The sequence below is a fragment of the Streptomyces sp. NPDC041970 genome, assembly GCF_055588985.1.
Map to the genome: position 1 here is coordinate 1 of NZ_JBVJCD010000052.1, position 24,165 is coordinate 24,165.

The following is a 24,165-nucleotide window of genomic DNA, read 5'->3' on the forward strand; positions in this document are numbered from 1 at the left end:
CCCCCCCCCCCCCCCCCCCCCCCCCCCCCCCCCCCCCCCCCCCCCCCCCCCCCCCCCCCCCCCCCCCCCCCCCCCCCCCCCCCCCCCGGGCCGGGGAGAGGGCGCTGACGGGCACACCCCGCTGCGCGGACAGGCACGGCGCTCCTCCGGCCGATGCCTACGTTGCGGGCACCACCCGTGTTTCGGGCACCACCCGCAGCCGTAACGAAGAGGCACCCATGCAGTTCGGAATTTTCTCGGTGGGGGACGTGACCCCCGACCCCGCCAACGGCCGTACCCCGTCGGAGCAGGAGCGCATCAAGGCGATGGTCGCCATCGCGCTGAAGGCGGAGGAGGTGGGCCTGGACGTCTTCGCCACGGGCGAGCACCACAACCCGCCGTTCGTGCCGTCGTCGCCGACCACGATGCTGGGCTACATCGCCGCCCGCACCGAGAAGTTGATCCTCTCCACCGCGACGACGCTGATCACCACCAACGACCCGGTGAAGATCGCCGAGGACTACGCGATGCTCCAGCACCTGGCCGACGGCCGGGTCGACCTGATGATGGGCCGCGGCAACACGGGCCCGGTCTACCCGTGGTTCGGCCAGGACATCCGCCGGGGCCTCGACCTCGCCAAGGAGAACTACGCGCTGCTGCGCCGGCTCTGGCGCGAGGACGTCGTGGACTGGGAGGGGGAGTTCCGTACGCCCCTCCAGGGGTTCACCGCCACGCCCCGCCCGCTGGACGGCGTACCGCCGTTCGTGTGGCACGGCTCGATCCGCTCCCCGGAGATCGCCGAGCAGGCGGCCTTCTACGGCGACGGCTTCTTCCACAACAACATCTTCTGGCCCGCCGAGCACACGCGGCGGATGGTCCAGCTCTACCGCCGGCGGTACGCCCACCACGGCCACGGCAGGCCCGAGGAGGCCGTCGTCGGCCTCGGCGGGCAGGTCTTCATGCGGAAGAACTCGCAGGACGCCGTCCGCGAGTTCCGCCCCTACTTCGACAACGCGCCCGTCTACGGGCACGGGCCGTCGCTGGAGGAGTTCACCGAGCAGACTCCGCTGACGGTGGGCTCCCCCCAGGAGGTCATCGAGCGGACGCTGTCCTTCCGTGCGACCGTCGGCGACTACCAGCGGCAGTTGTTCCTGATGGACCACGCGGGCCTGCCCCTGAAGACCGTCCTGGAACAGCTCGACCTCCTCGGCGAGGAGGTGGTGCCCGTGCTGCGCAAGGAGTTCGCCATCGGCCGCGGCGCCACCGTGCCCGACGCGCCCACCCACCGCTCCCTGCGCGCCGCCGGGGAGGTGTCCGCCGCGTGAAGCTCGTCGCCGTGTCCGCGGGGCTGAGCACCCCGTCCTCCACCCGGCTGCTCGCCGACCGCCTCGCCGAGTCCGCCCAGGCGGAACTCACCGCTCGGGGCCAGGCGGTGGAGATCGAGGTCGTCGAGTTGCGCGAGCTGGCCGTCGCCGTCGCCAACAACCTGGTGACCGGGTTCCCCGCCCCCCGTCTGGCCGCCGCGATCGACGCGGTGACGGGCTGCCACGGCCTGATCGCCGTGACCCCCGTCTTCACCGCCTCCTACAGCGGGCTGTTCAAGTCCTTCTTCGACCTGATCGACCCGGACGCCCTCACCGGCAAGCCGACGCTCCTCGCCGCGACCGGCGGCACAGCCCGCCACTCCCTCGTCCTGGAGCACGCCCTGCGCCCGCTCTTCGCCTACCTGCGGGCCGCCGCGGTCCCCACCGCGGTGTACGCGGCGTCCGAGGACTGGGGCTCGGGCGGCGACGCGTACACCGGGGGCCTGCCCGCGCGCATCCGGCGGGCGGGCGGCGAGCTGGCCGCCGCGATGGCCGCCCGCCCGGCCGAGGGGGCGCCCGAGGACGACGTCACCGCGCTCGAACGCCAGCTCTCGGACCTGCGCTTCGACTGACGCGGCGGCTCGCGGCGGGCCACCGGGTCCGCGCCGGGACTCCCCCGGCGGCCGGTGGCCGGTCGGCGTCTCGCCGGACGGCGGCGGTCGGGTCGGGCGAGGGGGGGGCGGGTTCCCGACTGTCGGTCGGGAGCGGTCGGCGACCGGCTCCGGGGGCCGGTCAACAGCCGGACGACGGCCGGACGACGGCCGGACGACGGCCGGTCCGAGTCGGGGTCGGGTCCGGTCCGGTCAGGTCGGGTCGATGGGGGGGCAGGCTTCCGACTGTCGGTCGCAGGCGGGCTCCGGCAGCCGGTCACCAGCCGGTCCGGGTCGGGTCGGGTCGGGCCTGGACGAGTCGGGTCGGGTCGGGTCGGTCGCTCGGGGGCACGCTCCCGGCAGCCCGTCCGCAGCGGCCCCCGGCGGCCGGTCGCGCGCCGGTCCCCGTGCTCGGTCCGGCCTCGTCGGGGGAGCGCCCGTGACCTCGGCGCGTCCGTCCTCCCCCGTATCTAGCGGATTCACGCGATGCGCCGGCGTACGCCCGTTGGCACGGTGGCTGGAGACACACCGGCTGAAAGGGCGGAGACCATGTTGCCGAACGCCATACCCACCCCCAAAAGACCGCTCACGGGCGTCGTCCACACCACCGCGTCGGTGCCCGACCACCAGAGGCACGCGTACTGGCGCGCGGCCCTGTCCCGTACGTTCGCCCCGGTCGAGGTCGACGTCCCCGACGAGGTCTGCTCGGGCACCGTGCACACCTCCCGGCTGGGCCGCCTGCGGGTCGCCTCGGTGGAGGGCGGCCCCGTGGTGATGCGGCGGACCGCGCGGCTCGTCGCACGGGCCGAGGACCAGCACCTGGTCGCCACACTCCTCGTCGAGGGGGCCGCCCGCGTCGAGCAGGACGGCCGCGAAGTCCTCCTGCGTCCGGGGGAGATCGTCTTCTGCGACATGGCCCGCCCGCTGCGGACGGAGTTCCCCCAGCCGTTCCGGACGCAGTCCCTCGTCCTCCCCCGAGGGCTCCTGGGCCTGCCGGAGTCCGACCTGCGGCGGTTGACCGCGACCCCCGTCCACCCCGACACGGCGCTGGGCGCGCTGCTGTCGCCCGTCCTCACCCAGCTCGTGGAGACGGCGTCGTCGTGTCCGGTGGCCATCGGCGAGGTACTGGCCCGCCACGCCGCCGACCTGCTCGCCGTCCTGGTCGCGGAGCGGTTCCACGAGGAGGCGGACGACGCGCCGAGCGCCGCTCGGACGCTGCTGCCGCGCATCCAGGTGTTCATCGACCGGAACCTCGCCGACCCGGACCTGACGCCGGAGGCCATAGCCCGCGCGCACCAGATCTCCGTGCGCTACCTGCACAAGGTCTTCCAGGCCGAGGGCGTCACGGTCGCCCGGTGGATACAGCGCCGCAGGCTCCAGGAGTGCCGACGCGAACTCGCCCGCCGGGAGGCGGCGGGCCGGACCATCGCCGCGGTGGCCCGGCGGTGGGGTTTCGCGAGCGCCGCCCACTTCAGCCGGGTGTTCCGGGACGCGTACGGGATGTCCCCCGCCGCGTGGCGGGACTCCGCGGCGGCAGCCCCGCGTACGCCCCCGGCGCCGAGCGACGCGCCGAGGGTGCCCGAGACCGCGTCGGTCTGAGGCGGAGAGCCCGGTCCGCCCGCCCCAGCGTCCGTGTCGACTTGTATGCCCGGCCGCCGCTTTATAGTGGACAGCCGACTCGTCGTCGCCGCCCGCCGGAGCCTCCCCCGGCCCCCGGTGGCCGACGCCGGGCGCGGGCGCCCCTCCCGTACGGGGAAGGGACCCGGCTCCAGCAGGTGAGTGCGGACGGGAAAGTGGCGCGAGTGGCACGGTCAGGCGGGTCGCTGTCCCGGAGCGGTCTGCGCGGCCGGGAGGCCGAGCTGGACGCCCTGCGGGCGCTGACCGCCTCGGTCGCCCGCACGGGAACGGGCGCGCTGGCCCTGATCCGGGGCGAACCCGGCATCGGCAAGACCACGCTGCTCGCCGAGGCCGTCGACGGGGCCGGGGCGGCGGGGTTCTCCGTCGGCCTCGGCAGGGCCGACGAGCTGCACCACATCGTGCCCCTCTCGTCGTTGGCCGCCAGCGTCCTCCACGGTGAGCGGCCCCTGCTGCCGGGGGACGCCCTCGCCGACCTCGCGCACCACCACGACCAGCGCATCCGACTGGTGGAGCGCCTGGCGGAGGCGATCGAGGCCAGGGCCGGCGAGGTGCCGGTGCTGATCGCCCTGGACGACGTGCAGTGGGCCGACTCGCTGAGCCTGTTCGCCCTGAAGCAGTTGCCGACCCGCCTGCGGACCTCGCCGGTGCTGTGGATGCTGACCGAACGGCAGTGCCCGCCCGGACCGGGCGAGGAGGTCCTCGCGGCCGCACGGGACGGGCTCACGACCTCCACCGTGGCGTTGGGGCCGCTGTCGGGCGAGGCCATCGGCCAAGTGGTCGGCGACGCCCTGGGGGCGGACGCAGACGACCGGGTACGGGAGCTGCTCGAAGGGGCCGGCGGGAACCCGTTCCTGGCGGTGGAGATGCTGGCGGGGCTGCGGACCGCCGACGGCTCGGGCGACGCCGTGCCCCCGGGCGTCATGGTGGGCGTGCGCGGCCGGCTCAGATCCCTGCGGACCGACACCCTGCGCTTCCTCCAGCGGGGGGCGGTGCTGGGACGCGCCTTCACCTTCGACGCCGCCGCCGCGCTCTGCGGCCGCCCGGCCGCCGCGTTGATCGACGCGCTCGACGAGGCGGTGCGCGCCGGGCTCCTGGACGACGACGGCGACCAGTTGGCCTTCCGGCACGACCTGCTGCGCCAGGCGGTCTACGCGGACATCCCCCCGTCGGCCCGGAAGGCCCTGCACCGGGAGGCCGCCCACCACCTCGTGGCCGGGGGCCGCCGGCCGATCGACGCCGTGTCGCACATCCTCCGGGGCGCCCTCCCTGGGGACGAGGGGGCGGTGGAGCTGCTGCGGCGGGCCGCCGACGACGTACTGCCCGTCACACCGGGCCTCGCGGCCGACCTGATGACGCGCGCGCTGGAGCTGGCGCCGCCCGGACGCCCGTCGACGTTCGCGGTGGGCGAGCGGGCGGTCGTCTGCCTGACACGGGCGGGCCGGAACCGGGACGCGCTGTCGACCGGTGACCGGCTGCTGGCCGCCCGGCCGCCCCTGGAGGTGTTCGGCCGGTTGCAGGCCGCCCTCGGCGGGACGCTGTGGAACCTGAACCGCGCCGACGAACTGCGCCGCCGGACCGAGACCGCCCTCTCCATCGGGGGCGCCGCCCCGGAGGTCGAAGCGAGGCTGGCCGCCCTGCGCGCGCTGGCCCTCTCCCGAGGGCGCGACCTCGTCGCGGCGCGCGAGGCCGGCGAGCGGGCGCTCCGCGACGCCATCGCGGTCGGGGACCGGGAGGCCCACGTCCTGGCGCTGTCCGGGCTCGGGGAGATCGCGCTCAACGCGGGCGAGAACGCCACCGCGCTGAAACGTTTCTCCGCACTCAGCGCGGTCGATGCCGCCTTCCTGCCGGAGGAGGTCGTCGCCCACCAGCACATGGACGACTTCCCGTCCGCCGAACGGTTGCTCGTGCGGGCGGCGGACGGCGCCGGACCGCTCCGCGAGGCGATGCTGCTGTGGGCGCAGGCGCAGCAGCACCTGGAGCTGGGCCGGCTCGACGACGCCGAGGCCGACTTCGTGACCATGGAACGCCTGGAGGACGACGTACAGGCGCCCGTCCAGCAGGTCAACGCCCGGGTGATCCGCTCCCGCATCGCCCTCCTGCGCGGTGACCGGGAAGCGGCGGACCAGCATCTGGCCGCGGCGCGAAAGGCGCTGGCCGTCGCCCCGAACCCCGGCAACACCGCCGCGGTCCGCTTCCTGGAAGCGGTCCTCGCCGAGGAGGACGGGCGGACGGCGCTCGCCGTCGAGAAGATCCGCCAGGTGCAACGGGAAGGCCCCTTCATGCGGTGGCGGCTGCTGCGCACCTGGGTCGACTCCGCGGTGCGCATGGCCCTGCGGGGCGCGGACCGCCCGCTCGCCGAGGACCTGGCCGCGCAGGCCGCGGCCCACGCCGGACGCAACCCGGCCGTGCCCACCGCCGCAGGCGTCGCGGCGCAGGCCCTCGGGCTCGTCGCCGCCGACCCCGCCCTGCTGGAGCGTTCCGCGGCACTGCTCGGCGCGAGCCCCCGCCCGCTGGTCCGCGCCGCCGCCTCGGCCGACCTCGGGCAGGCGCTGCTGGCGGCGGGCCGGAAGGCCGAAGCGGCGGCCCCCCTCGCCGAGGCCCGCGCCGCGTACACCGCCGCGAGCGCCCACGCGGCCGCGGCACGCGTGCGGCGCGCCGACGGGAAGGCGGGCGGCCGCGGGCCGGCGGCCCGGCCGCGGCCCGTCCAGGGCTGGGAGGCCCTGACGGCGTCGGAGAGGAGGATCGCCCGCCTCGTCGCGGAGGGGCACACCAACCGGTCGGCCGCCGATCTGCTCGTCGTCTCCCCGCACACGGTCAACACCCACCTGACCTCCGCCTTCCGCAAGCTGTCGATCAACTCCCGCGTCCAACTCGCCAACCTGGTCGCCGCCTTGCGCGACGACTGAGCGCGCATGTTGGTACGTCCACGCGATGTCCGCGCCGCCCGCGTGCGTTTGGCTGGGGGCAGACCCGCAGGGAGGCCACTGACATGCACGGACCCACCCCCTTACCGCCGACCGTCGTCCTGGTGCACGGCGCGTTCGCCGACCCCTCGTGCTGGGCGGGGGTCGTCGGACTCCTCCGCGCCGCCGGACTGACCGTGCACACCCCGGCGAACACGCTGCGCGGTCTGGCGCGGGACGCCGCCCGCATCGGGTACGCGGTGTCCCGCGTCGACGCCCCGGTCGTGCTGGTCGGCCACGGCTACGGCGGCGCGGTCATCACCCACGCCGGCACGGGCGCGGACAACGTCGTGGCGCTGTGCTACGTGGCGGCGTTCGGCCTCGACGCCGGGGAGTGCGTCAGGGACGTCACGCGCCGCTTCGCCCCGACGCCGATGGCCGACGCCACCGTCGCCGTCCCCCTCACCGGCCCGCTCGCCGGCTCTCGGGACAGCGAGCTGTACATCCGCGCGGACCGGTTCGCCCAGGTGTACGCCGCCGATCTGCCGCCTCCGGCCGCGGACGCCCTGTGCGCGGCGCAGCGCCCGATCGTCCGGAGCGCGCTGACGGCCGCCTCGGGCCCGCCCGCGTGGGCCGCCAAGCCGTCCTGGTACGCCATCGCCACCGCCGACCGGATGCTCAACCCCACCGCCCAGCGCTTCATGGCGCAGCGCATGGCGGCCACCGAGCATCCGGTGGACGGTTCGCACGCGGCCGTGGTCTCACGGCCCGGCGCCGTGGCGGCGATGATCCGGGAAGCCGCCGAACAGGTGACGGGGCGCGGCGGCGGGACACGGCGGACACGACCCCGACCACTGCCCTGACCTGGGCGGACATCGGACCGGCGGCGGTCATGGGCAGGACGCCCGGCGGGCCCCCGCGTCACCGGCCGGAGTGACGCGGCCCCGTCCCGTACGTCTACGCTGACCCAGTCGTCACGGGACCCCCCACCTGCGTCCCCCCTCCCGAGACCGACATTCCACCCTCAGATGTCACTCGTGAACAGGCACCATCATGATCACACCGGTCAGACCGCCGGTGCGGCGGTTCGCCGCCCTCTCCGTCTCCGTCGCCCTGGTCCTGGCCGCCGCCGGCTGCGGCGGCGGCCCGACCGCCGACAGCACCGCCGCGGGCGAGGCGACCAGCATCACCGTGCTCGACTACTACACCGACGCCACCGAGCACGACCAGTGGGGCGAGCGGCTCACCGCCTGCGGCGAGCGCGTCGGCGTGGCGGTGGAGCACACCAGCGTTCCGGGGGCGTCGCTCGTCCCGAAGGTCCTCCAGCGGGTGTCGTCGCGGACCCTTCCCGACCTGCTGATGCTGGACAACCCGGACCTCCAGCAGATCGCGCGGACCGGTGCGCTGACCCCGCTGGACCGGTACGGCGTCGACTCCGGCGGCTTCGCCGAGGGCATCCTGTCGGCCGGCACCCACCAGGGGAAGGTCTACGGACTCGCGCCCACCGTCAGCACGCTCGCGCTCGTCTACAACAAGAAGACGCTCGCCGAGGCGGGCGTCGCCGTGCCGAGGACCTGGGACGAGCTGAGGGCCGCGGCGGCGGAGCTGACCCGGCCGGGGCGCTACGGCATGGCGGTCGACGCGAACGCCACCTTCGAGGGCGCCTGGCAGTTCCTGCCCTTCCTGTGGTCCAACGGCGGCGACGAGAGGCGGTTGGACACACCGCAGGCCGCACGGGCGCTCCAGCTCTGGGTCGACCTGGTGCGCGACGGCTCCATGTCGAGGTCGGTGCTGAACTGGACGCAGGCCGACGTCCACGACCAGTTCGTCGCGGGCCGCACGGCCATGATGATCAACGGCCCGTGGCGGATCCCCGCCCTGGACCGGGCCGGCATCGACTGGGCGGTCGCGCCCGTCCCCGTCCCCCGCGCCGGCCAGACGCCGGTGACACCGCTCGGCGGCGAGGTGTGGACGGTCCCGCGCACCGGTTCGGCGGCCCGTCAGGAGAAGGCCGCCCGCGTGCTGGCCTGCCTGAACGACCCCGCCACCATGCTGTCCCTGGCCGAGCAGTACTTCACCGTGCCCTCCCGCACCGCGGTCGCCTCCCGGTACGCCGAACGGGTCCCGTCGATGGCCGCCTTCGTGGACAGCGTCGGGAAGGCCCGGTCGCGCACGCGCGAGCTGGGCGTCGACTGGCCGAAGGCGGCGACCGGGATGTACACCGCCATCCAGTCCGCGCTGACCGGTGAGCAGACGCCGGAGGAGGCGCTCAGGGATGCGCAGCGGTCCGCGACCGGTTCCTGACCCGTCGGGCGGGGGCCGGAAGGCCGGCGTCCCCGGCGGGGGGCGGGCGCGGGAGGCGCCGGCCCCGTGGCTGTTCGTCGCGCCCGCCGCCGCGTACCTGCTGCTGTTCTTCGGCTACCCGCTCGCCCGGAACACCGTGATGAGCTTCCAGCGGTACACCATCGAGACGTTCTCCACCGGCTCCGCGCCGTTCGCGGGGCTGGAGAACTACACCGCCGTCCTGTCGTCGGCCCGGTTCCCCGAGGTCCTGCTGACCACGGCGCTGTTCACCGCCGGTTCGCTGGTGGGGCAGTTCACGCTCGGCCTGGCGTTCGCCCTGTTCTTCCGGCGGCACTTCCCCCTCGACGGCGTCCTGCGGTCGCTCCTGCTGCTGCCGTGGCTGCTGCCCCTGGTCGCCTCCGGGACGACGTGGAGGTGGATGCTCGACACCGACTCCGGGGTCGTCAACACCGTCCTCGGCCACCTGCCCCTGCTGCCGTCCGACACCCCCTGGCTCACCGGCACCTCGCAGGCGCTCGTGGCGGTGGTCCTGGTCAACATCTGGGTCGGCGTCCCCCTCAACACCGCGATCCTGCACGCCGGCCTCCAGGAGATCCCGCCGCACCTGTACGAGGCGGCGGAACTGGACGGCGCCGGCGCGGTGCGGACGTTCCGCCACGTCACCTGGCCCCTGCTGCGCCCCGCCGTCGGCGTCGTCCTGGTGCTGGGCGCGGTCTACACGGTCAAGGCGCTCGACGTCATCCTCGTGGTGACGGGCGGCGGGCCGGCCGGCGCCACGGAGACCCTCGCCACCCGGTCCTACGCGCTGTCCTTCCGGGAGTTCGCGTTCGGGCACGGGGCCGCGATGGGCAACCTGCTCGTCGTCGTCTCGTTCGTCCTGGCCCTCGTGTACCTGCGCGCCAACCGCCGCGCCCGGACGGCACGGGAGGACTTCCGGTGAGGCGCACCCGGCGCGGCCGCCTGTCCACGCTCGTCGGGATCGCCCTGCTCGCGCTGATGCTGTTCCCCGTCTACTGGATGGTGAACGTCTCCCTCCAGCCGCCGGGCAGCGCCCCGCACGGGGACTGGTTCCCCTCCCGACCGGACTTCGGCGGGTACGCCACGGCCCTGCGCGACCAGGGACCCAACCTCGTCACCAGCCTCGTCGTGTCCGCCGGCTGCACGGTGCTCAGCCTGGCGCTCGCCGCCCCGGCGGCCTACGCGCTGGCCCGGCTGCGCCTCCGCGGGGCCGACCTCGTGCTCTTCGGCGTCCTGGTCACCCAGACGGCGCCGGGCATCGTCGTGGCCAACGCGCTCTACGGCGCCTACAACGACCTGGGCCTGCTCAACTCCCACCTGGGGCTGATCCTCGCCGACTCGACCGCCGGAGTCCCCTTCGCGATCATCGTTCTGCGCGCCTTCATGCGGGGCATCCCCCGCGAGATCACCGACGCCGCCCGCGTGGACGGCGCGGGAAGGCTGCGCGTCCTGTGCTCCGTGGTGCTCCCGCTGAGCCGGAACGCGCTGATCACCACCGCCGTCCTCACCTTCCTGCTCGCCTGGGGCGACTTCCTCTTCGGCCTCACCCTGACCACCACGGAGACCGTCCGGCCGATCACCCTCGGCCTCTACGCGTACGTCGGGGCGCACACGACCCAGTGGAACGCCGTCATGGCCACCGCCGTGCTGGCCTCCGTCCCGGCGGGCGTCCTGCTCGTCGCCGCCCAGCGGTACGTCTCCGCCGGCGTCACCGGCGGAGCCGTCAAGTGAGCGGCGGCCCCGGCCGCCGCCCCGCGCGGCCTCACCGCCGCAGCTCTCCCTCCAGCCACCGCAGGACCTCCGGGGTCACCGGGTCGGTGATGTCCTCGAACTCCGGGTGCCGGCTCACGTACGTCGCCACGTAGGGGCAGACCGGCACGACGCGCCGGCCCGACCCGCGTACGTCGGTGAGCGCCGCGTGGACCAGCCGCGCGGCCAGTCCCCGTCCGGCGAAGGCGTCGTCGACCTCCGTGTGGTGGAAGACGCGCTGCTCGCCCCGGTCGCGGTAGGCGGTCAGGCCGGCGCGCCGTCCGTCGACGGCGATCTCGTACCGGTGGCGGGCGTCCACCCGTTCGACGGTGGGAACGGCGGAGGGCTGGGTCATCGGATGCGGTCCTCTCGGTGCGTGCTGGTCGGGTGCGGCGGGTTGCCGCGCGGTGCGATCACGGCGTTCGGCAGGTCCGGTGCGGGGAGGCGGTCCCCGGCGTACCCCTCGACCGTGCCGAAGCGGTCGGAGGCGTTCTGCCAGTCCTCCCTGGCCCGGACGATCTCCTCGTGGCTCCGGCCGATGAAGTTCCACCACATGACGATCCTCTCCTCGAACGGCGCCCCGCCGAGCAGGACGGTCCGGGCCGGGCCGTCGGACTCGTTCACCAGCGTCAACGCGGCGGCTCCGGCGGCGCGGTACCCCAACTCCGCCGGGCGCAGCCGCGTCCCGGCCATCCGGACGGGTCCCCGGTCGACGAGGAGGCCGTGCTCGAAGCCGGGGTCGACGGCGAACGTGGCGGACGCGCGGGGCGCCAGGACGATCTCGGCCCCGAGCAGGGGCGTGAAGGCCGGCACGGGGGAGGCCGCCCCGGCGAAGGAACCCAGGAACACCCTGACCTCCGCGCCGGCGACCCGGACGGGGGCGGGCGCGTAGTGCTGGAAGGCGCGTGCGGTGTCCCGGTGCTCCGCGGGCAGCGCCGCCCACAGTTGGACGCCGTGCAGGACCTCGGTGCGCGCGGTCGAGACCTCCGAGTGGCTGATGCCGTGCCCGCCCGTCATGAGGTTCAGCTCGCCCGGCCGCACCAGCGCGTGGCTCCCGAGGCTGTCGCGGTGCTCGATCTCCCCGCTGAACAGCCAGCTCACCGTCTGGAGCCCGGTGTGCGGATGCGGGGCGACGTCCATGCCGCCCGTGGCGGCGACGTCGTCGGGGCCGTAGTGGTCGGCGAAGCACCAGGCCCCGATCAGGGTGCGGCCCCGCTGCGGCAGGGTGCGCCGTACCGTCATCGCCCGCGGGCCGCCCAGGGGGACGTCCCTCGGGGCGAGCACCTGGACGTGCGGGGCGCTCCCCCGGTGCGGCGGGGTCGGTTCCGTCTCGGCGTCGCGCACGGGGCGTCGCCTCCTTTCCGTGGTGGGTGGACAGCCCTCAGCGCGATGCGTGGGCCGTTCCGCCGCCCTCCGGGACCACCGGCCCCGAGGACGTGTCGAAGGCATGGGTGACCTCGGGCCGGGCGCCGGGGGTCAGGAGGGCGCGGGCCCGCTCCTCGTGGCGGCGGTCGGCGAGGGTGAGCCGGTCGCCGTGCTGGGCGAGGTGTCCGGACCAGGAGGCCACGAGGTAGTTCTCGACGAAGTGCCCGGCGTCCTGCCCGTCCTGGTACAGGCCCCAGGTCAGGGCCCCGGTGCGCCGCCGGGAGCGGGCGACGTGGTCCATGCGCTCGCGGAAGGCGGCCGCGTTCCCCGGCGCGACCCGGTAGGAGACGGAGACCAGCACCGGGCCGGCGGCCGGTCCGGGCTCGAAGACCAGGGGCGGTTCAGGCCAGTGCCCGGACGGGGAGGGGTCGACGCCCTCCGCCCCGCGCAGCGGCCAGCGGCGCAGGCTGACGGCGCTGAGCAGCAGCAGCGCGGCGCCGGCCAGGAGGGGGACGGCGAGCCCCAGCCGCTCGGCGAGGGCGCCCCACACGGGCGCCACCAGCGCCTGGCCGCCCTGGAAGACGAGGAGGTAGACGGCGAGGCCGCGGGCCCTGACCCAGCCCGGAAGCCGTTGCTGCATGGCCGCGTTGAGGGTGGAGAGGACCGCGATCCACGCCAGGCCGGCGAACAGCAGCGCCACCGTCACCAGCCAGGTGGCGCGTACGGTCGCCAGCACCACCAGGACGCCCGCGGAGATCACCGCACCGGCGGCCAGCGTGCCGTTGGCGCCGAGCACCCGGTTGCCGAGGGGCAGCACGAACGCGCCCGCGACCGCTCCGACGCCGACCGCCCCCAGGAGCAGCCCGTAACCGCCCGAGCCCAGCCCCAGGGAACGGCTCGCGACGAGCGGCAGCAGGGCCCACAGGGCGGCGGCGCCGGGGATGAACAGGACCATGCGCAGCAGGACCCGGCGGACGTCCGGTGCGTACCGCACGTAGCGGCGGCCCGCGTCGAGGGCGGTCAGCAGCCGCTCGCCGCGGGGGGCGGGGGCGGCCGTCCGGGGCGGCTTCCAGAGCAGCAGGACGGCGGCGATGCCGAGATAGGAGGCGGCGTTGAAGGCGAAGACCCACCCCGCGCCCGCCGCCGCCACGACCACGCCCCCGGCTGCGGGCCCCAGCGCGCGGGCCAGGTTCATGTTCACGCCGCCGAGCGCGGCGGCCTGTCCGAGCTGGCGGCGCTCCACCAGGTCCGGCTGGATCGCCTGCCAGGCCGGGCCCATCAGCGCGGCCCCGCAGCCCAGCAGGAAGGTGAGCCCCAGCAGCAGCGCCGGGGTGAGCGCGTCGGCGAACGCCAGCACGGTCAGCGCCCCGGAGACCGCGAACATGGCCACCTGCGCGACCAGCAGCACCCTGCGGCGGTCGTAGCGGTCGGCCACCACGCCCGAGGGCAGGGCCAGGAGCACGACGGGCAGGCTGGAGGCCGTCTGGACGAGCGTCACCAGGGCCGCGTCGTGGCCGATGAGCAGCCACTGCGCGCCCACCATCTGCATCCAACTGCCGATGCTGGAGACCAACTGGGCGATCCACAGCGCCCGGAAGACGCGTGAGGCGAGCGGCGCCCATGCCGAGTCCGGCGGGGCGGGCGGGGTCATGGCGCTCCCTGCGGGGTGGGTGCGGACGGGTGGGTTCCGGCGGGCGCCGGGCGGCTCGGGCGGGCCGCTCCGCCGGTCAGGCCGGCGAGGAGGACGCGGACCGCGCCCCCGGCTCCGGGGTGGGCGGCCGGTGCAGCACGGCGCGGGTGAGCACGGCGCCGGCGGGCCCGATCACGAGTGCGCCGACGGCGACCCACACCGGCCAGGAGATCCCGAGCGCGTGGTCCGCGGACCACCGCCCGGCCCCGGTGAGGGCCAGCGCGGCGGCGACGACGACGAGGACGAGGGGGTACTCGTAGCCGTCGTCCTGGACCCACAGACCGTGGGGCCGTTTGACGGTGACGGCGACCGCCATCACGCCCATGGCGGCCATCGCCGCCAGGGGCGTGAGCAGGCCGACCGCCAGGAACAGGCCGGACCCGATCTGGCCGGCCCCCGCGGCGAGGGCGGTGAGCCTTCCGCCGCGGAAGCCGTCGCGGCGGAACTCCTCGGCCCCGCCCGCCAATCCGCCGCCCCCGAGCCGGAAGCTCACCTTCTGCACCCCGTGCCCGGCGATGAGCAACCCCACCACCGTCCGGAGGACCAACAGTCCCGCGTCCATCATGTCCCTGCCTGTTCCCGACTCACTTCGTCACTGCTGGGCGGACCGGCGCGGTCAGCCGGCGGCGTGCGCGCCGATGACGGCGTGCGCGTAGACCATCCCGAGGCCGTAGGCGCCGCCGTGCTCCTGGACCACGTCGCCCACCGCGGCGTACGTCCCGGTGCGGGCCCAGTCGCGCTGGAGCTCCAGGAGCACCTGCACCCAGGTGACCGGGATCGCGCCGCCCTGCACCATGCGCTGGACCGCGTGCTCGTGGGCCTGCGGGCTCACGCCGCCGGACGCGTCGGTGACCACGTAGACCTCGTAGCCCTGGGCGATGGCGGAGAGCGCGGGCAGGACGACGCAGACCTCGGTCCACAGGCCGGCGATGACCAGCTTGCCCCGCCCGGTGGCCTTGACGGCCTCGACGAAGGCGGTGTCCTCCCAGGCGTTCATCGTGGTGCGGTCGATGATCTCCTGGTCGGGGAAGACCGCCGCCAACTGCGGCATGATCGGGCCGGAGAACGACTCGGCGGCCACGGTGCTCAGCACGACCGGCACGTCGAACGCCCTGGCGGACTTCGCCAGGCCCACGGTGGAGTTGATGATCGCGGTGCGGTCGCCGCTGCCGGTGCCGAAGAACATCTGCGGCTGGTGGTCCACGAACAGCACCGCGCAGTTGTCCGGGGTGAGCAGGTCGGGGCTGGGGGCGGCGGTGACCTCGGAGATGTTGACCACGGTGGGCCTTTCTCGGTGAAGGGCGGCGCGGACCGCTGTCCGTGCCGGGAGGAGGACCGTCCGATCGGACGGAACGGGTGGGGGGCCCGGAAGGGGCGGCTCCATGGCCGGGCCCCTTCCGGGAGTTCAGAGGTCGAAGCAGGGGTCGAAAGGCGCGCTCGCGCCCTCGGGGGCCAGCCCGCGCGCGACGCGCCACTGGCGGTGCTGCTCCGACTCGGCGACGGCCTGGCCGAGCACCTCGGCCTGGCGGGGGCCGGAGAGGGCCGCCCGGCCGGACGCCTGGTAGCCGCCGAAGTGCGCCACCGGGCTCCACGCCGGGCTGACGGGGGGCAGTTCCGCGTCGAGCCCCTCGTACTCGGCGGCGGCGTAGACGATCCGGCCGCCGGTCACCGTCAGCAGCGCCTCGATGCGGGCGATGTCCGGCTCGGGCACGGCGAAGTAGTCCTCGGACAGGACCGCGAGGTCCGCGTAGCACCCCGGCCGCAGGACGCCCTTGACGTCGTCCTCACCGGTCAGCTCGGCGCCGGCGCGGGTGAACATCGCCAACGCCGTCTCCCGGTCCACGCGGTTGGCGCGCGGGCGCAGGACGAGGTCGCCGACGGTGCGGCCGCTGACGAGCCAGTGCAGGGCGACCCAGGGGTTGTACGTGGAGACGCGGGTGGCGTCGGTGCCGGCGCCCACGGTCAGCCCCCGGTCCAGCATGGCCCGGATCGGCGGGGCGTCAGCGGCGGGGCCCGGACCGTAGCGGCGCAGGAACGCCTCGCCCTGGAAGGAGAGGCGGTTCTGCACGGACAGCGCGCCGCCCAGCGCGGCGATGCGGTCGAGGCTGTCCGCCGAGACGGTCTCCGCGTGGTCGAACAGCCACCGGTTCCCGGCCGGGAAGAGCCCCTCGGCGGCGAGCCTCTCGAACACCGCGAGGTCGCGGCGGATGGTCTCGTCGTACGTGGCGTGCAGCCGGAACCCCCACCCGTTCTCCATGAGCAGGCGCACCGCCCGCTCGAACTCGGCCTCGTAGTCCGGGGCGAGTTCCGGGCGCGGCTGGGTGAAGTTCTCGAAGTCGGCGGCCGCCCAGGTGAGGTTCTCCCCCGCACCGTTCAGCCGCAGCCAGGCGTCGCCGTCTCCGGGGCGGGCCGTCTGGACCCACCGGGTGAGGTCGTCGATCTCCTGGCCGGGCGTCTGCGGGAAGAGGTGGTAGGCGATGCGCAGCGACAACTGCCCGGCGTCGGCCAGTTCGACGACCGCGGCGTAGTTCTCGGGGAAGCTCTGGAAGCCGCCGGCGGCGTCGATGGCCGAGGTGAGTCCGAACCGGTTCAGCTCCCGCAGGAAGTGGCGGGTGGAGTTCTTCCGGTCCTCGCCCTCCAGCACCGGCGCCTTGGCCAGCGTCGAGTAGAGGATGAGCGCGCTGGGAGCGGCCAGCAACATGCCGGTCGGCTCCCCGTCGCGGCCCCGCACGATCTGGCCGCCCTTGGGGTCGGGGGTGTCCTTGCCGAAGCCGGCCGCCTTCAGCGCCGCCCGGTTCAGCACGGCCGACTGGTACAGGTGCAGGACGAACACCGGGGTGTCGGGGGCGGCGGCGTTCAGTTCGGCGACGGTCGGCAGCCGGCCCTCGGCGAACTGCTCGGCCGACCATCCCCCCACCACCCGCACCCACTGGCCCTTCGGGGTGCGGGCGGCCTGCTCGCGCAGCATCGCCAGGCCCTGGCGCAGGCTGCGCACGCCGTCCCAGCGCAGTTCGAGCACGTAGTTGAGGCCCCCGCGGATGACGTGCAGGTGGGCGTCGTTGAGGCCGGGGACCACCCGCCGCCCGAGCGCGTCCACCACCTTGGTCTGCGCGCCGATGCGGGGGGCCACGTCCTTGTCGTCGCCGACGACCGTGATGACGCCGTCGCGGACGGCGAGCGCCTGGGCGTGCGGGCGCCCCGCGTCCCCGGTGTGGATCTTCGCGTTGCGGACGACGAGGTCCGCGGCGTCGTCGATGGCGTGCGGCGCCAGCCCGCCGACGGGCATTGCTGACATCTCTGGGAACCCCTCCGGGAGAACGACCTCGGTCCACGACACGGCCGGCGGCGGCAGGCCCCCGGCGACCACGTCGCGCCCGGACGCCCGCTCGTTCGGATCGAACCGGGTGGATGCCGCCGACTCCGCCGTGCCCCGAGAGCGGGGAGGCAGGCCCCTGTCGCAGGGGTCGCGGCTGCTTCGTCCTCACGATAGGCAGCACGCACGCGCCCCTTGTCCCGTCAGCGCACAGGGCCTTGCCCCGTAGCGCACGGCCCGTCCGCTGCTCCCGAGGGGCGCGCGCGGGAGACGGCCGTGCGCTGTGAGGACAGCGGCGGTGCGCTTCTGGGCAATGCCGCGCGCGACCGGCGTCCTAGCGTGCCGGGCAGCGGTTCCGGTACGCCCTTCCGGCGGGTCCGGGCCCCTGTCGCCGGAAGCCCGGCGCCCCCACGAACACCTCAGGAGACGCACATGTCCGATGCCATCGAACCGCCGGTGCTGGAACCCGCCGCGGCCGCGTTCGCGGCGGCGACCGCCAACCCCCCGTACCTCTTCGAACTGCCCCCGGCGGAGGGCCGCAAGGCCGTCGACGAGGTGCAGTCCGGCGAGATCGACAAGCCGGCGGTCGACGAGGAGTGGATCACCGTCTCGGACGGGCCGACGGGCAGCCTCCGCGTGCGGATCGTCAGGCCCGCCGGCGCCGAGGGCCCCCTCCCGGTGATCCTCTACATCCACGGCGCGGGCTGGGTCTTCGGCAACGCCCACACCCACGACCGCCTGGTGCGCGAACTCGCCGTCGGCGCGGACGCCGCCGTGGTCTTCCCCGAGTACGAGCTGTCCCCCGAGGCCCGCTACCCGGTCGCCATCGAGCAGAACTTCGCGGCGGCCCGGTGGATCGTCCAGCAGGGCGCGGCGAAGGGGCTGGACGCGGGCCGCATCGCGGTCGCCGGCGACTCGGTCGGCGGCAACATGACCGCCGCGCTGACGCTGATGGCCAAGGAGCGCGGGGGCGTCCCGCTGGTGCAGCAGGTGCTGTTCTACCCGGTCACCGACGCGAGCTTCGACACCGACTCCTACCACCGGTTCGCGGAGGGCTACTTCCTGCGCCGCGACGGGATGCGGTGGTTCTGGGACCAGTACACGACCGACGAGGCCGAGCGGGCGCAGATCACCGCCTCCCCGCTGCGCGCCACCACCGAACAGCTCGCGGGGCTGCCGCCGGCCCTGGTGATCACCGGCGAGGCCGACGTGCTGCGCGACGAGGGCGAGGCGTACGCCAACAAGCTCCGCGAGGCGGGCGTCGCGGTCACCTCGGTCCGCTTCCAGGGCGCCATCCACGACTTCGTGATGCTCAACGCCCTGCGCGGCACCCACGCGGCCGAGGCCGCCATCACGCTGGCCGTGAGCACCCTGCGCACCGCCCTGCACACCCGCTGACCACGAGGAGACACCCGTCATGACCACCACCCCCACCTCCGCCTCCACCCCCACCGTCGTCCTGGTCCACGGGGCGTTCGCCGACTCGGCCGGCTGGGCCGGGGTCGTCGCGGAGCTCCGCGGCCACGGCGTCCCGGTGATCGCACCGCCCAACCCGCTGCGCGGCCTGGCCGCCGACGCCGCGTACGTCGCGTCCGTGGCGTCCCAGATCGACGGCCCCGTCGTGCTGGTCGGCCACTCCTACGGCGGGGCGCTGATCACCGTGGCCGGCGCCGTCGAGAACGTCGTCGGCCTGGTCTACGTGGCGGCCTACGTCCTGGAGGAGGGCGAGAGCCTCGGCGAGCTCCAGGGGCGCTTCCCCGCCTCGCCGCTGGTGAGCAACCTGAAGCAGTGGACGTACCCCGTCGAGGGCGGCGGCCCCGCGGTCGAGGTCACCATCGCCGCCGACGCGTTCCCGTCGGTCTTCGCCGCCGACGTGCCCGCCGACGTCACCGAGGTCCTGGCCCTGACCCAGCGGCCGCTGGCCGCCTCGGCGTTCGAGGAGACGGCCACCGCGGCCGCGTGGAGGACCAAGCCGTCCTGGGCCGTGGTGGCCGGGGCGGACCAGGCCATCAACCCCGAGGTCGAGCGGTTCGGCGCCGAGCGCGCCGGGGCGACCGTCGTCGAGATCGAGGGCGCGTCGCACGCGGTCGCCGTCTCCCGGCCGAAGGACGTGGCCGCTGTGATCCTCGACGCGGTCCGGGCGACGGGCTGACCGAGGGCGCACCGGCCGCGCGGACGGATGGCGCATCCGTCCGCGCGGCCGCGCGCCCCGCTCACCGCCGCGCCCGACCGCCCCGGTCGGCCACCGTGACGACGGCGGCCAGGGCCGCCGCCGACAGACCGGCGACGAGGGCGGGCGCGGGCAGGAAGGCGGCCCCCAGCACGGCGGCCGCGCCGACGGGGAACGCGAACCGTTCGACCCGGCCGCACCGGTGCGGCCGGACGTGAACGACCCACACGGTGATCAGGAAGACCGCCGCGGGCAGCGTGATGGCGACGCCCGCCGCCGGCGGCGGGCCCCCGGCGCGGGCGGTCAGCTCGGCGTACGCCGCCAGGCCGGCCCCCTCGGCCGCCGCCGAGGCGAAGACCAGGTAGTGGCCGTACGCCCACGTGAACCGCGCCCGGTGCGCCTGGTGCGTCGTGGCGAGCAGCGTGTGCGCCGGCCGGGCGAAGTAGAGCCACCACAGGGCGAAGACGATGAGCAGGCCGCCCGCCGCCAGCAGGTACAGCTCCCCCGCGTCGTGGCCCCGGTCGAAGGCGCCGCGCACCGCCGCGGCGGCGGCCGCGACGGACTCGCCGAGCACGATGAGGGTGAACAGTTCGTAGCGTTCGGCGATGTGGCGCGGGTGCCACGGGGTCATCCCGGCCGACTGCGCCCACACCGGGACGGACAGCTCGGCGGCGACCAGCGCGACGACGACCGGCAGCCGCACCGGGTCCGGCGCGAGGAGCAGCCCGACCCAGCCGATCTGGCAGGCGGTCACCCCGGCGGCGAAGCGGAGCGCCGTCCGCCGCCGCGCGGGGTCCGATCGCGCGGCGCGCAGCCACAGGGCGGCCAGGGCCGTGCGCAGGACGACGTACCCCAGCGTGATGACGCGCAGGTCGCCGTCCTCGAAGGCGCGCGGGACCCCGGCGGCGAGGATGAGGGACCCGGTGATCTGGACCAGCACCGCCAACCGGTACGGGACGTCGTCCGGGTCGTAGGCCGACGCGAACCACGTGAAGTTCATCCACGCCCACCAGATGGTGAAGAACACCAGCGCGAAGCGGAGCGAGCCGGTGAGCCAGTGCCCGTCGGCCACCGCGTCGCCCAGGCTCGCGGACGCCTGCGCCACCGCGATGACGAAGCAGAGGTCGAAGAGGAGTTCCAGCGAGGTGGCCGTCCGGTGCGGTTCGCCGGGGTCCCGGCCCGCCATGCGGCCCCCGGCGCCCCCGAGCCGCCGTCCGGTCGGCCGGGCCGCACCGGAGGAGGGCCGGTTCAGCGGAGGGCTCCCAGTGCGGCTCCCACGGTGCGGTGGAAGGTCGGATAGGTGTAGATCATGTGCCGGAGGCGTTCGACCGGCACTTCCGCGTGGACGGCGACGTTCAGCCCGTACAGCACCTCGCCGCCCGCCGGCCCCGCCGAGGTCGCCCCGACCAGCACGCCCCGGTCGGCGTCCTCGACCAGCTTGACGAACCCGTCGTTCCCCCGGCCGTGGATCCAGCCGCGGGTGGAGGAGGCGATCGGCAGCAGGCTGGTGCGCACGCGCAGCCCCCGGTCGCGCGCCTGCCGCTCCGTGAGCCCCACGGCCGCGATCTCGGGGTCGGTGAAGACGACGCGGGGCAGCGCGCGGTAGTCCGCCTCGGGTCCGGGCGTCCCGAGGACGTCCCGCAGGGCGATCTCCGCCTGGTACATCGACACGTGCGTGAAGTTGCCGCGGCCGGTGACGTCGCCGATCGCCCAGAGCCCCTCCCCCGCGCGCATCCGGCCGTCCGTCGGCACGGCCGGCGCCGTCGGGTCCAGGCCCACCGTCTCGACGCCCAGCGCGGCGAGGTCGGCCCGGCGCCCGGTGGCCACGAGGAGCCGTTCGGCGCGCAGGGGCGCCGGCGCGCCCTCCAGATGGACGGCGAAGCCGGCGCCGTCGTGGTCGACCCGCAGGGTCCGGGCGGAGAGGAGGACGGTGACGCCGTCCTCCCGCAGGACCTTCCCGGCCAGCTCCCCGGCCTCGGGCTCCTCCTGGGCCAGCAGCCGGTCCTGCCCCTGCACCACGGTGACGGCGCACCGGAAGCGGGCGAAGACCTGGGCGAGCTCCACGCCGATGGCGCCGCCGCCGAGCACGATCATCGAGTCCGGCAGCTCCCCGGCCGCCATGGCGTCCCGGTTGGTCCAGTACGGCGTCTCCGCCAGCCCCGGTATCGCGGGGACGCGGGGCCGGGTGCCGGTGGCCAGGACGACGCCCCGCCGGGCCCGGAACGTCCGCCCGCCGACCGCCACCCGGCGGGGGCCGGTGAGCCGCCCCGTCCCGCGCACGAGCCGGCCGCCCTTCGCCGTGAGGCGGTCGGCGGCCACCCGGTCGTTCCAGTCGTCGGTGGCCTCGTCGCGGATGCGCCGCGCGACGCGGCCCCAGTCGGGGGTCACCGACACCTCGCCCGCGAGCAGGGGGGCCCGGCCCGCCTCGGCGAGCAGGTTCCCGGCTCGGGCCATCATCTTGCTGGGCACGCACCCCCAGTACGGGCACTCGCCCCCGACCAGCTCCGCCTCGACGCCCACCACGTCCAGCCCGGCCGCCGCCAGTTCCCCCGCGACGTACTCGCCTCCGGGCCCCAGGCCCAGGACCACCACGTCGGCCTGCTCGCTCACATCCATGTCTCTCCTCGGTGCTCGTCGGCGCACGCCGTCCGCGAGAGGCTAGGGGCGGCCGGCCGGCCGGCCGTGCCCGTGGGCGCACGCGGACTTGCTCCAGAACGCACACGGGCGCGGCCCGTCGCCCCGTGCGCTGCCGAGCACCCCGCCATGCGCTCCGGGACAACCCGCCCGCCGCCCGGACGCCTACCGTCGCCCGCACCGAACACGTACCGGACAGCGGGAGGCGGACCATGACCGACGACTCGCGGCAGCCGGCCGCGGCCGCGCCGGAGAGGGGCGGTCGCCCCGCTGGCCCGTGCCCGAGCGCGCCCGGACCACCGCGCCGGGCGACCGCGGCGTGCGCACCGACCGACAGGAGAGTCACCCATGACCAGCAGTACCGCGTCGTCCGGGGAGCCGGCCGGCAGGCGTTTCGAACCGGACCTGCGGTCGATGACCCGTATCACCCTCCGCCCCATCGCGTCCCCGATGCCGCTGGGCTTCTTCGCGGTGGCGATCGCCTCCGTCATGGTCGGAAGCCTGCAACTGGGCTTCCTGGGCGACGACGCCCACCGCGCGGTCGCCCTGACGATCCTGCCGGCCTTCGTCCTCCAACTGATCGTCAGCGTGCTGGCGTTCGGTGCGCGGGACGTGCTGGCGGCGACGCTCATGGCGTGCTTCTCCGGGACCTGGCTGGCGAGCTCCCTGGTGCTGGCCCTCGATCCGCCGGCGGGCGCCGAGGCGCTCGGCGTGCTCAACCTGGTGTTCGCCTTCTTCGCCCTGCTGATGGCGACCGTCGCGCACCGCAAGCGCGTGATGTGGTTCGTGCTCTGCGCGGCCGTGCCGCGCTTCGCGGCGGCCGCCCTCCTCAACCTGACCGGCGCGGACTGGCTCGGCCCCGTCTCCGGGGCCCTCGGCCTGCTCCTCGCGGGCGTGGCCATGTACGCCGCGTTCGCGCTCATGCTGGAGGACATGCGGGGCGAGGAGGTGCTGCCGCTGGGCCGCCGGGGCCCCGCGCACGACGCCGTGGAAGGCGACCTGTCCGTGCAACTGCGCGACCTGGAGCGCCAGGCGGGCGTACGGCGGACGCTGTGACGCGCAGCCGGGGGAACGGCCGCCCCGGCGGGCGCGCGGCCCCCGCGCCCCGCGTCGGTCAGGAGCCCCGGACGGCCGCCGCCCCGGCCGGCTCCCCGACCGGGTTGCCGCGGACGTAGCGGCCGGGGCTGGTGCCCAGCATCCGCTTGAAGTGCCGGTTGAAGTGGGACTGGTCGTAGAAGCCGACCGAGGCCGCCACGAAGCGCGGGGCCATGCCGCGCAGCAGCAGCTTGCGGGCCAGGTCGACGCGGCGGCTGGTCAGGTACTGGTGGGGGCTCATGCCGAACTCCCGGCTGAACACCCGCACGAGATGCGCGGGATGGGCGTGCAGGGTCTGCGACGCGTCCTGGAGGCTGACGCCCTCGACGAACTTCTCGTCCAGGAGGTCGCGCAGCCGGTGCGCGATGCCGGCGTCGCGCACGGGGGCGCGCTCCTCGACGCGGCGCCGCAGATGGTCGCGCAGCCGCTCCGACACGAGCGCCAGCCTGCTCTCCGCCTCCAGTTCGTCCCCGACGTGCTCCAGCGTCCGGTGCAGCTGGTGGATGCGCCGCCGCAGCAGCGGGTCCTCCAGGACCGGGCTGTCGACCGCCAGTCCGATGAGGCTGTCCTCCAACTGCGTGCCGTCCAAATAGAGGACCCTCTTGCGAAACCCCTCCGAGGTGACCGACCGTCCATTATGTGGGACGTGCGGGGGCAACAGGGTGACCATCTGCTCCAGAACACCGTGTTCGTGCCGGTCCAGGTCGTATCTGACCATGCCGTCGTCGACAATCAGCAGCGTCCAGGAGTCGTGCGTATGCATGGGATAGACGTGGTCGGTGATGCGGGCGTGGAAGACTTCTGCGATTCCCGCCAGTGCGGGACGCCAAGCGCGGATCTCCGGACGATCAGCCATGCAAAGATCGTACAAGACATCGTCCAGGCGTCCGAGGTTGGATTCACGGCATGGAACCAGTGAACGAACCCGTTCGTTTTGACACGAAGATCGCCGTCGTCCTGCGTGACGATCTCCAGACGTGGCAGCGGCTCAACATGACCGCGTTTCTGGTGAGCGGAATCGGTCGGAAGGTGCCGGAGGTAATCGGCGAACCCTACGCGGACGCCGACGGCACGGACTACCTGCCCATGTTCCGCCAGCCCGTCCTGGTCTTCGAGGCGGCCAAGGAGGCCCTGACCACCTCGCACCAGCGCGCCGTGAGCAGGGCCGTACCCCTGTCGGTCTTCACCTCGGACCTCTTCGCCACCAACAACGACCGCGACAACCGGGCCGCCGTGCGAGCCGTCCACCGGGACCAGCTCGACCTCGTCGGGATGGCCGTGTACGGACCCCGCAACGTGGTGGACAAGATCATCAAGGGCGCGCGGATGCACCCGTGACGTCCATGGGGGACG

At 74.9% G+C, this 24,165-nt stretch carries 21 protein-coding genes; 12 read left to right on the forward strand and 9 right to left on the reverse strand.

Annotated features, from left to right (window positions below; all coding sequences use genetic code 11):
• The first annotated feature begins 218 nt into the window (after positions 1-218).
• The 8 genes from ACZ6EJ_RS22050 (at position 219) to ACZ6EJ_RS22085 (ending at position 10,527) form a co-directional block, all read left to right on the forward strand.
• Entirely contained in the window at positions 219-1,304 is a 1,086-nt protein-coding gene (locus tag ACZ6EJ_RS22050) for an LLM class flavin-dependent oxidoreductase (RefSeq protein WP_469269361.1), read from the forward strand.
• Positions 1,301-1,915, forward strand: coding sequence for an FMN reductase (locus ACZ6EJ_RS22055; RefSeq protein WP_469269362.1), 615 nt, complete (start codon positions 1,301-1,303; stop codon positions 1,913-1,915). Before ACZ6EJ_RS22050 ends, ACZ6EJ_RS22055 begins: the two co-directional genes overlap by 4 nt.
• A gap of 567 nt (positions 1,916-2,482) precedes the next feature.
• Positions 2,483-3,532, forward strand: coding sequence for an AraC-like ligand-binding domain-containing protein (locus ACZ6EJ_RS22060; RefSeq protein WP_469269364.1), 1,050 nt, complete (start codon positions 2,483-2,485; stop codon positions 3,530-3,532).
• 203 nt (positions 3,533-3,735) lie between these two features.
• Positions 3,736-6,477, forward strand: a complete 2,742-nt coding sequence (locus ACZ6EJ_RS22065) for an ATP-binding protein (protein WP_469269366.1) — start codon at positions 3,736-3,738, stop codon at positions 6,475-6,477.
• Positions 6,478-6,560: 83 nt separating this feature from the next.
• Entirely contained in the window at positions 6,561-7,337 is a 777-nt protein-coding gene (locus ACZ6EJ_RS22070; RefSeq protein WP_469269368.1) for an alpha/beta hydrolase, read from the forward strand.
• A gap of 190 nt (positions 7,338-7,527) precedes the next feature.
• Positions 7,528-8,778, forward strand: a complete 1,251-nt coding sequence (locus ACZ6EJ_RS22075; RefSeq protein ID WP_469269369.1) for a sugar ABC transporter substrate-binding protein — start codon at positions 7,528-7,530, stop codon at positions 8,776-8,778.
• Complete coding sequence (locus tag ACZ6EJ_RS22080) at positions 8,750-9,718, forward strand: carbohydrate ABC transporter permease (RefSeq protein WP_469269371.1); 969 nt, start codon at positions 8,750-8,752, stop codon at positions 9,716-9,718. The genes ACZ6EJ_RS22075 and ACZ6EJ_RS22080 overlap by 29 nt, the downstream gene beginning before the upstream one ends.
• Positions 9,719-9,774: 56 nt before the next feature.
• A complete protein-coding gene (locus tag ACZ6EJ_RS22085; protein WP_469269419.1) occupies positions 9,775-10,527 on the forward strand; it encodes a carbohydrate ABC transporter permease in 753 nt (250 codons plus the stop codon).
• A 31-nt stretch (positions 10,528-10,558) separates the two neighbouring features.
• Here the strand turns inward: ACZ6EJ_RS22085 and ACZ6EJ_RS22090 are convergent, their stop codons facing one another.
• From ACZ6EJ_RS22090 to ACZ6EJ_RS22115, 6 genes are all read right to left on the reverse strand, one after another.
• On the reverse strand, positions 10,559-10,900 hold the full coding sequence (locus tag ACZ6EJ_RS22090) for a GNAT family N-acetyltransferase (protein ID WP_469269372.1): 342 nt from the start codon (positions 10,898-10,900) through the stop codon (positions 10,559-10,561).
• Entirely contained in the window at positions 10,897-11,889 is a 993-nt protein-coding gene (locus tag ACZ6EJ_RS22095; RefSeq protein WP_469269374.1) for a pirin family protein, read from the reverse strand. The genes ACZ6EJ_RS22090 and ACZ6EJ_RS22095 overlap by 4 nt, the downstream gene beginning before the upstream one ends.
• A gap of 37 nt (positions 11,890-11,926) precedes the next feature.
• Entirely contained in the window at positions 11,927-13,561 is a 1,635-nt protein-coding gene (locus tag ACZ6EJ_RS22100) for an MFS transporter (RefSeq protein ID WP_469269375.1), read from the reverse strand.
• A gap of 76 nt (positions 13,562-13,637) precedes the next feature.
• Positions 13,638-14,162 (reverse strand): DoxX family protein, encoded by a 525-nt coding sequence (locus tag ACZ6EJ_RS22105; protein ID WP_469269421.1) that lies wholly within the window; start codon positions 14,160-14,162, stop codon positions 13,638-13,640.
• A gap of 54 nt (positions 14,163-14,216) precedes the next feature.
• Positions 14,217-14,879 (reverse strand): hydrolase, encoded by a 663-nt coding sequence (locus ACZ6EJ_RS22110; protein WP_469269377.1) that lies wholly within the window; start codon positions 14,877-14,879, stop codon positions 14,217-14,219.
• Between the two features lie 126 nt (positions 14,880-15,005).
• A complete protein-coding gene (locus ACZ6EJ_RS22115; RefSeq protein WP_469269379.1) occupies positions 15,006-16,895 on the reverse strand; it encodes an amidohydrolase in 1,890 nt (629 codons plus the stop codon).
• Positions 16,896-17,345: 450 nt separating this feature from the next.
• Between ACZ6EJ_RS22115 and ACZ6EJ_RS22120 the strand changes: the two genes are divergently transcribed.
• Both ACZ6EJ_RS22120 and ACZ6EJ_RS22125 read left to right on the forward strand, forming a co-directional pair.
• Positions 17,346-18,311 carry an alpha/beta hydrolase gene (locus ACZ6EJ_RS22120; RefSeq protein ID WP_469269380.1) on the forward strand — a complete coding sequence of 322 codons (966 nt, stop codon included), beginning with the start codon at positions 17,346-17,348 and terminating at the stop codon, positions 18,309-18,311.
• A gap of 19 nt (positions 18,312-18,330) precedes the next feature.
• Positions 18,331-19,065: an alpha/beta fold hydrolase gene (locus ACZ6EJ_RS22125; RefSeq protein WP_469269382.1), complete on the forward strand. Its 735-nt coding sequence runs from the start codon at positions 18,331-18,333 to the stop codon at positions 19,063-19,065.
• A 61-nt stretch (positions 19,066-19,126) separates the two neighbouring features.
• Here the strand turns inward: ACZ6EJ_RS22125 and ACZ6EJ_RS22130 are convergent, their stop codons facing one another.
• Together ACZ6EJ_RS22130 and ACZ6EJ_RS22135 are read right to left on the reverse strand one after the other, a co-directional pair.
• A complete protein-coding gene (locus ACZ6EJ_RS22130) occupies positions 19,127-20,269 on the reverse strand; it encodes a low temperature requirement protein A (RefSeq protein WP_469269384.1) in 1,143 nt (380 codons plus the stop codon).
• Between the two features lie 62 nt (positions 20,270-20,331).
• Complete coding sequence (locus ACZ6EJ_RS22135) at positions 20,332-21,699, reverse strand: dihydrolipoyl dehydrogenase family protein (RefSeq protein ID WP_469269386.1); 1,368 nt, start codon at positions 21,697-21,699, stop codon at positions 20,332-20,334.
• 366 nt (positions 21,700-22,065) lie between these two features.
• Here ACZ6EJ_RS22135 and ACZ6EJ_RS22140 point away from each other — a divergent pair, with 366 nt between their 5' ends.
• Positions 22,066-22,773, forward strand: coding sequence for a GPR1/FUN34/YaaH family transporter (locus ACZ6EJ_RS22140; protein ID WP_469269387.1), 708 nt, complete (start codon positions 22,066-22,068; stop codon positions 22,771-22,773).
• A gap of 58 nt (positions 22,774-22,831) precedes the next feature.
• Here the strand turns inward: ACZ6EJ_RS22140 and ACZ6EJ_RS22145 are convergent, their stop codons facing one another.
• Positions 22,832-23,668, reverse strand: coding sequence for a helix-turn-helix transcriptional regulator (locus ACZ6EJ_RS22145; RefSeq protein WP_469269388.1), 837 nt, complete (start codon positions 23,666-23,668; stop codon positions 22,832-22,834).
• 50 nt (positions 23,669-23,718) lie between these two features.
• Between ACZ6EJ_RS22145 and ACZ6EJ_RS22150 the strand changes: the two genes are divergently transcribed.
• A complete protein-coding gene (locus ACZ6EJ_RS22150; RefSeq protein WP_469269390.1) occupies positions 23,719-24,150 on the forward strand; it encodes a DUF2000 family protein in 432 nt (143 codons plus the stop codon).
• Positions 24,151-24,165 lie beyond the last annotated feature (15 nt).

Coding starts and splice junctions, on each gene's coding strand:
- ACZ6EJ_RS22150 (WP_469269390.1), top strand. CDS start 23,719: ATGGAACCAGTGAACGAACCCGTTCGTTTTGACACGAAGATCGCCGTC.
- ACZ6EJ_RS22145 (WP_469269388.1), bottom strand. CDS start 23,668: ATGGCTGATCGTCCGGAGATCCGCGCTTGGCGTCCCGCACTGGCGGGA.
- ACZ6EJ_RS22075 (WP_469269369.1), top strand. CDS start 7,528: ATGATCACACCGGTCAGACCGCCGGTGCGGCGGTTCGCCGCCCTCTCC.
- ACZ6EJ_RS22050 (WP_469269361.1), top strand. CDS start 219: ATGCAGTTCGGAATTTTCTCGGTGGGGGACGTGACCCCCGACCCCGCC.
- ACZ6EJ_RS22090 (WP_469269372.1), bottom strand. CDS start 10,900: ATGACCCAGCCCTCCGCCGTTCCCACCGTCGAACGGGTGGACGCCCGC.
- ACZ6EJ_RS22100 (WP_469269375.1), bottom strand. CDS start 13,561: ATGACCCCGCCCGCCCCGCCGGACTCGGCATGGGCGCCGCTCGCCTCA.
- ACZ6EJ_RS22135 (WP_469269386.1), bottom strand. CDS start 21,699: ATGGATGTGAGCGAGCAGGCCGACGTGGTGGTCCTGGGCCTGGGGCCC.
- ACZ6EJ_RS22120 (WP_469269380.1), top strand. CDS start 17,346: ATGTCCGATGCCATCGAACCGCCGGTGCTGGAACCCGCCGCGGCCGCG.
- ACZ6EJ_RS22085 (WP_469269419.1), top strand. CDS start 9,775: ATGCTGTTCCCCGTCTACTGGATGGTGAACGTCTCCCTCCAGCCGCCG.
- ACZ6EJ_RS22125 (WP_469269382.1), top strand. CDS start 18,331: ATGACCACCACCCCCACCTCCGCCTCCACCCCCACCGTCGTCCTGGTC.
- ACZ6EJ_RS22115 (WP_469269379.1), bottom strand. CDS start 16,895: ATGTCAGCAATGCCCGTCGGCGGGCTGGCGCCGCACGCCATCGACGAC.
- ACZ6EJ_RS22060 (WP_469269364.1), top strand. CDS start 2,483: ATGTTGCCGAACGCCATACCCACCCCCAAAAGACCGCTCACGGGCGTC.
- ACZ6EJ_RS22080 (WP_469269371.1), top strand. CDS start 8,750: ATGCGCAGCGGTCCGCGACCGGTTCCTGACCCGTCGGGCGGGGGCCGG.
- ACZ6EJ_RS22070 (WP_469269368.1), top strand. CDS start 6,561: ATGCACGGACCCACCCCCTTACCGCCGACCGTCGTCCTGGTGCACGGC.
- ACZ6EJ_RS22140 (WP_469269387.1), top strand. CDS start 22,066: ATGACCAGCAGTACCGCGTCGTCCGGGGAGCCGGCCGGCAGGCGTTTC.
- ACZ6EJ_RS22105 (WP_469269421.1), bottom strand. CDS start 14,162: ATGGACGCGGGACTGTTGGTCCTCCGGACGGTGGTGGGGTTGCTCATC.
- ACZ6EJ_RS22130 (WP_469269384.1), bottom strand. CDS start 20,269: ATGGCGGGCCGGGACCCCGGCGAACCGCACCGGACGGCCACCTCGCTG.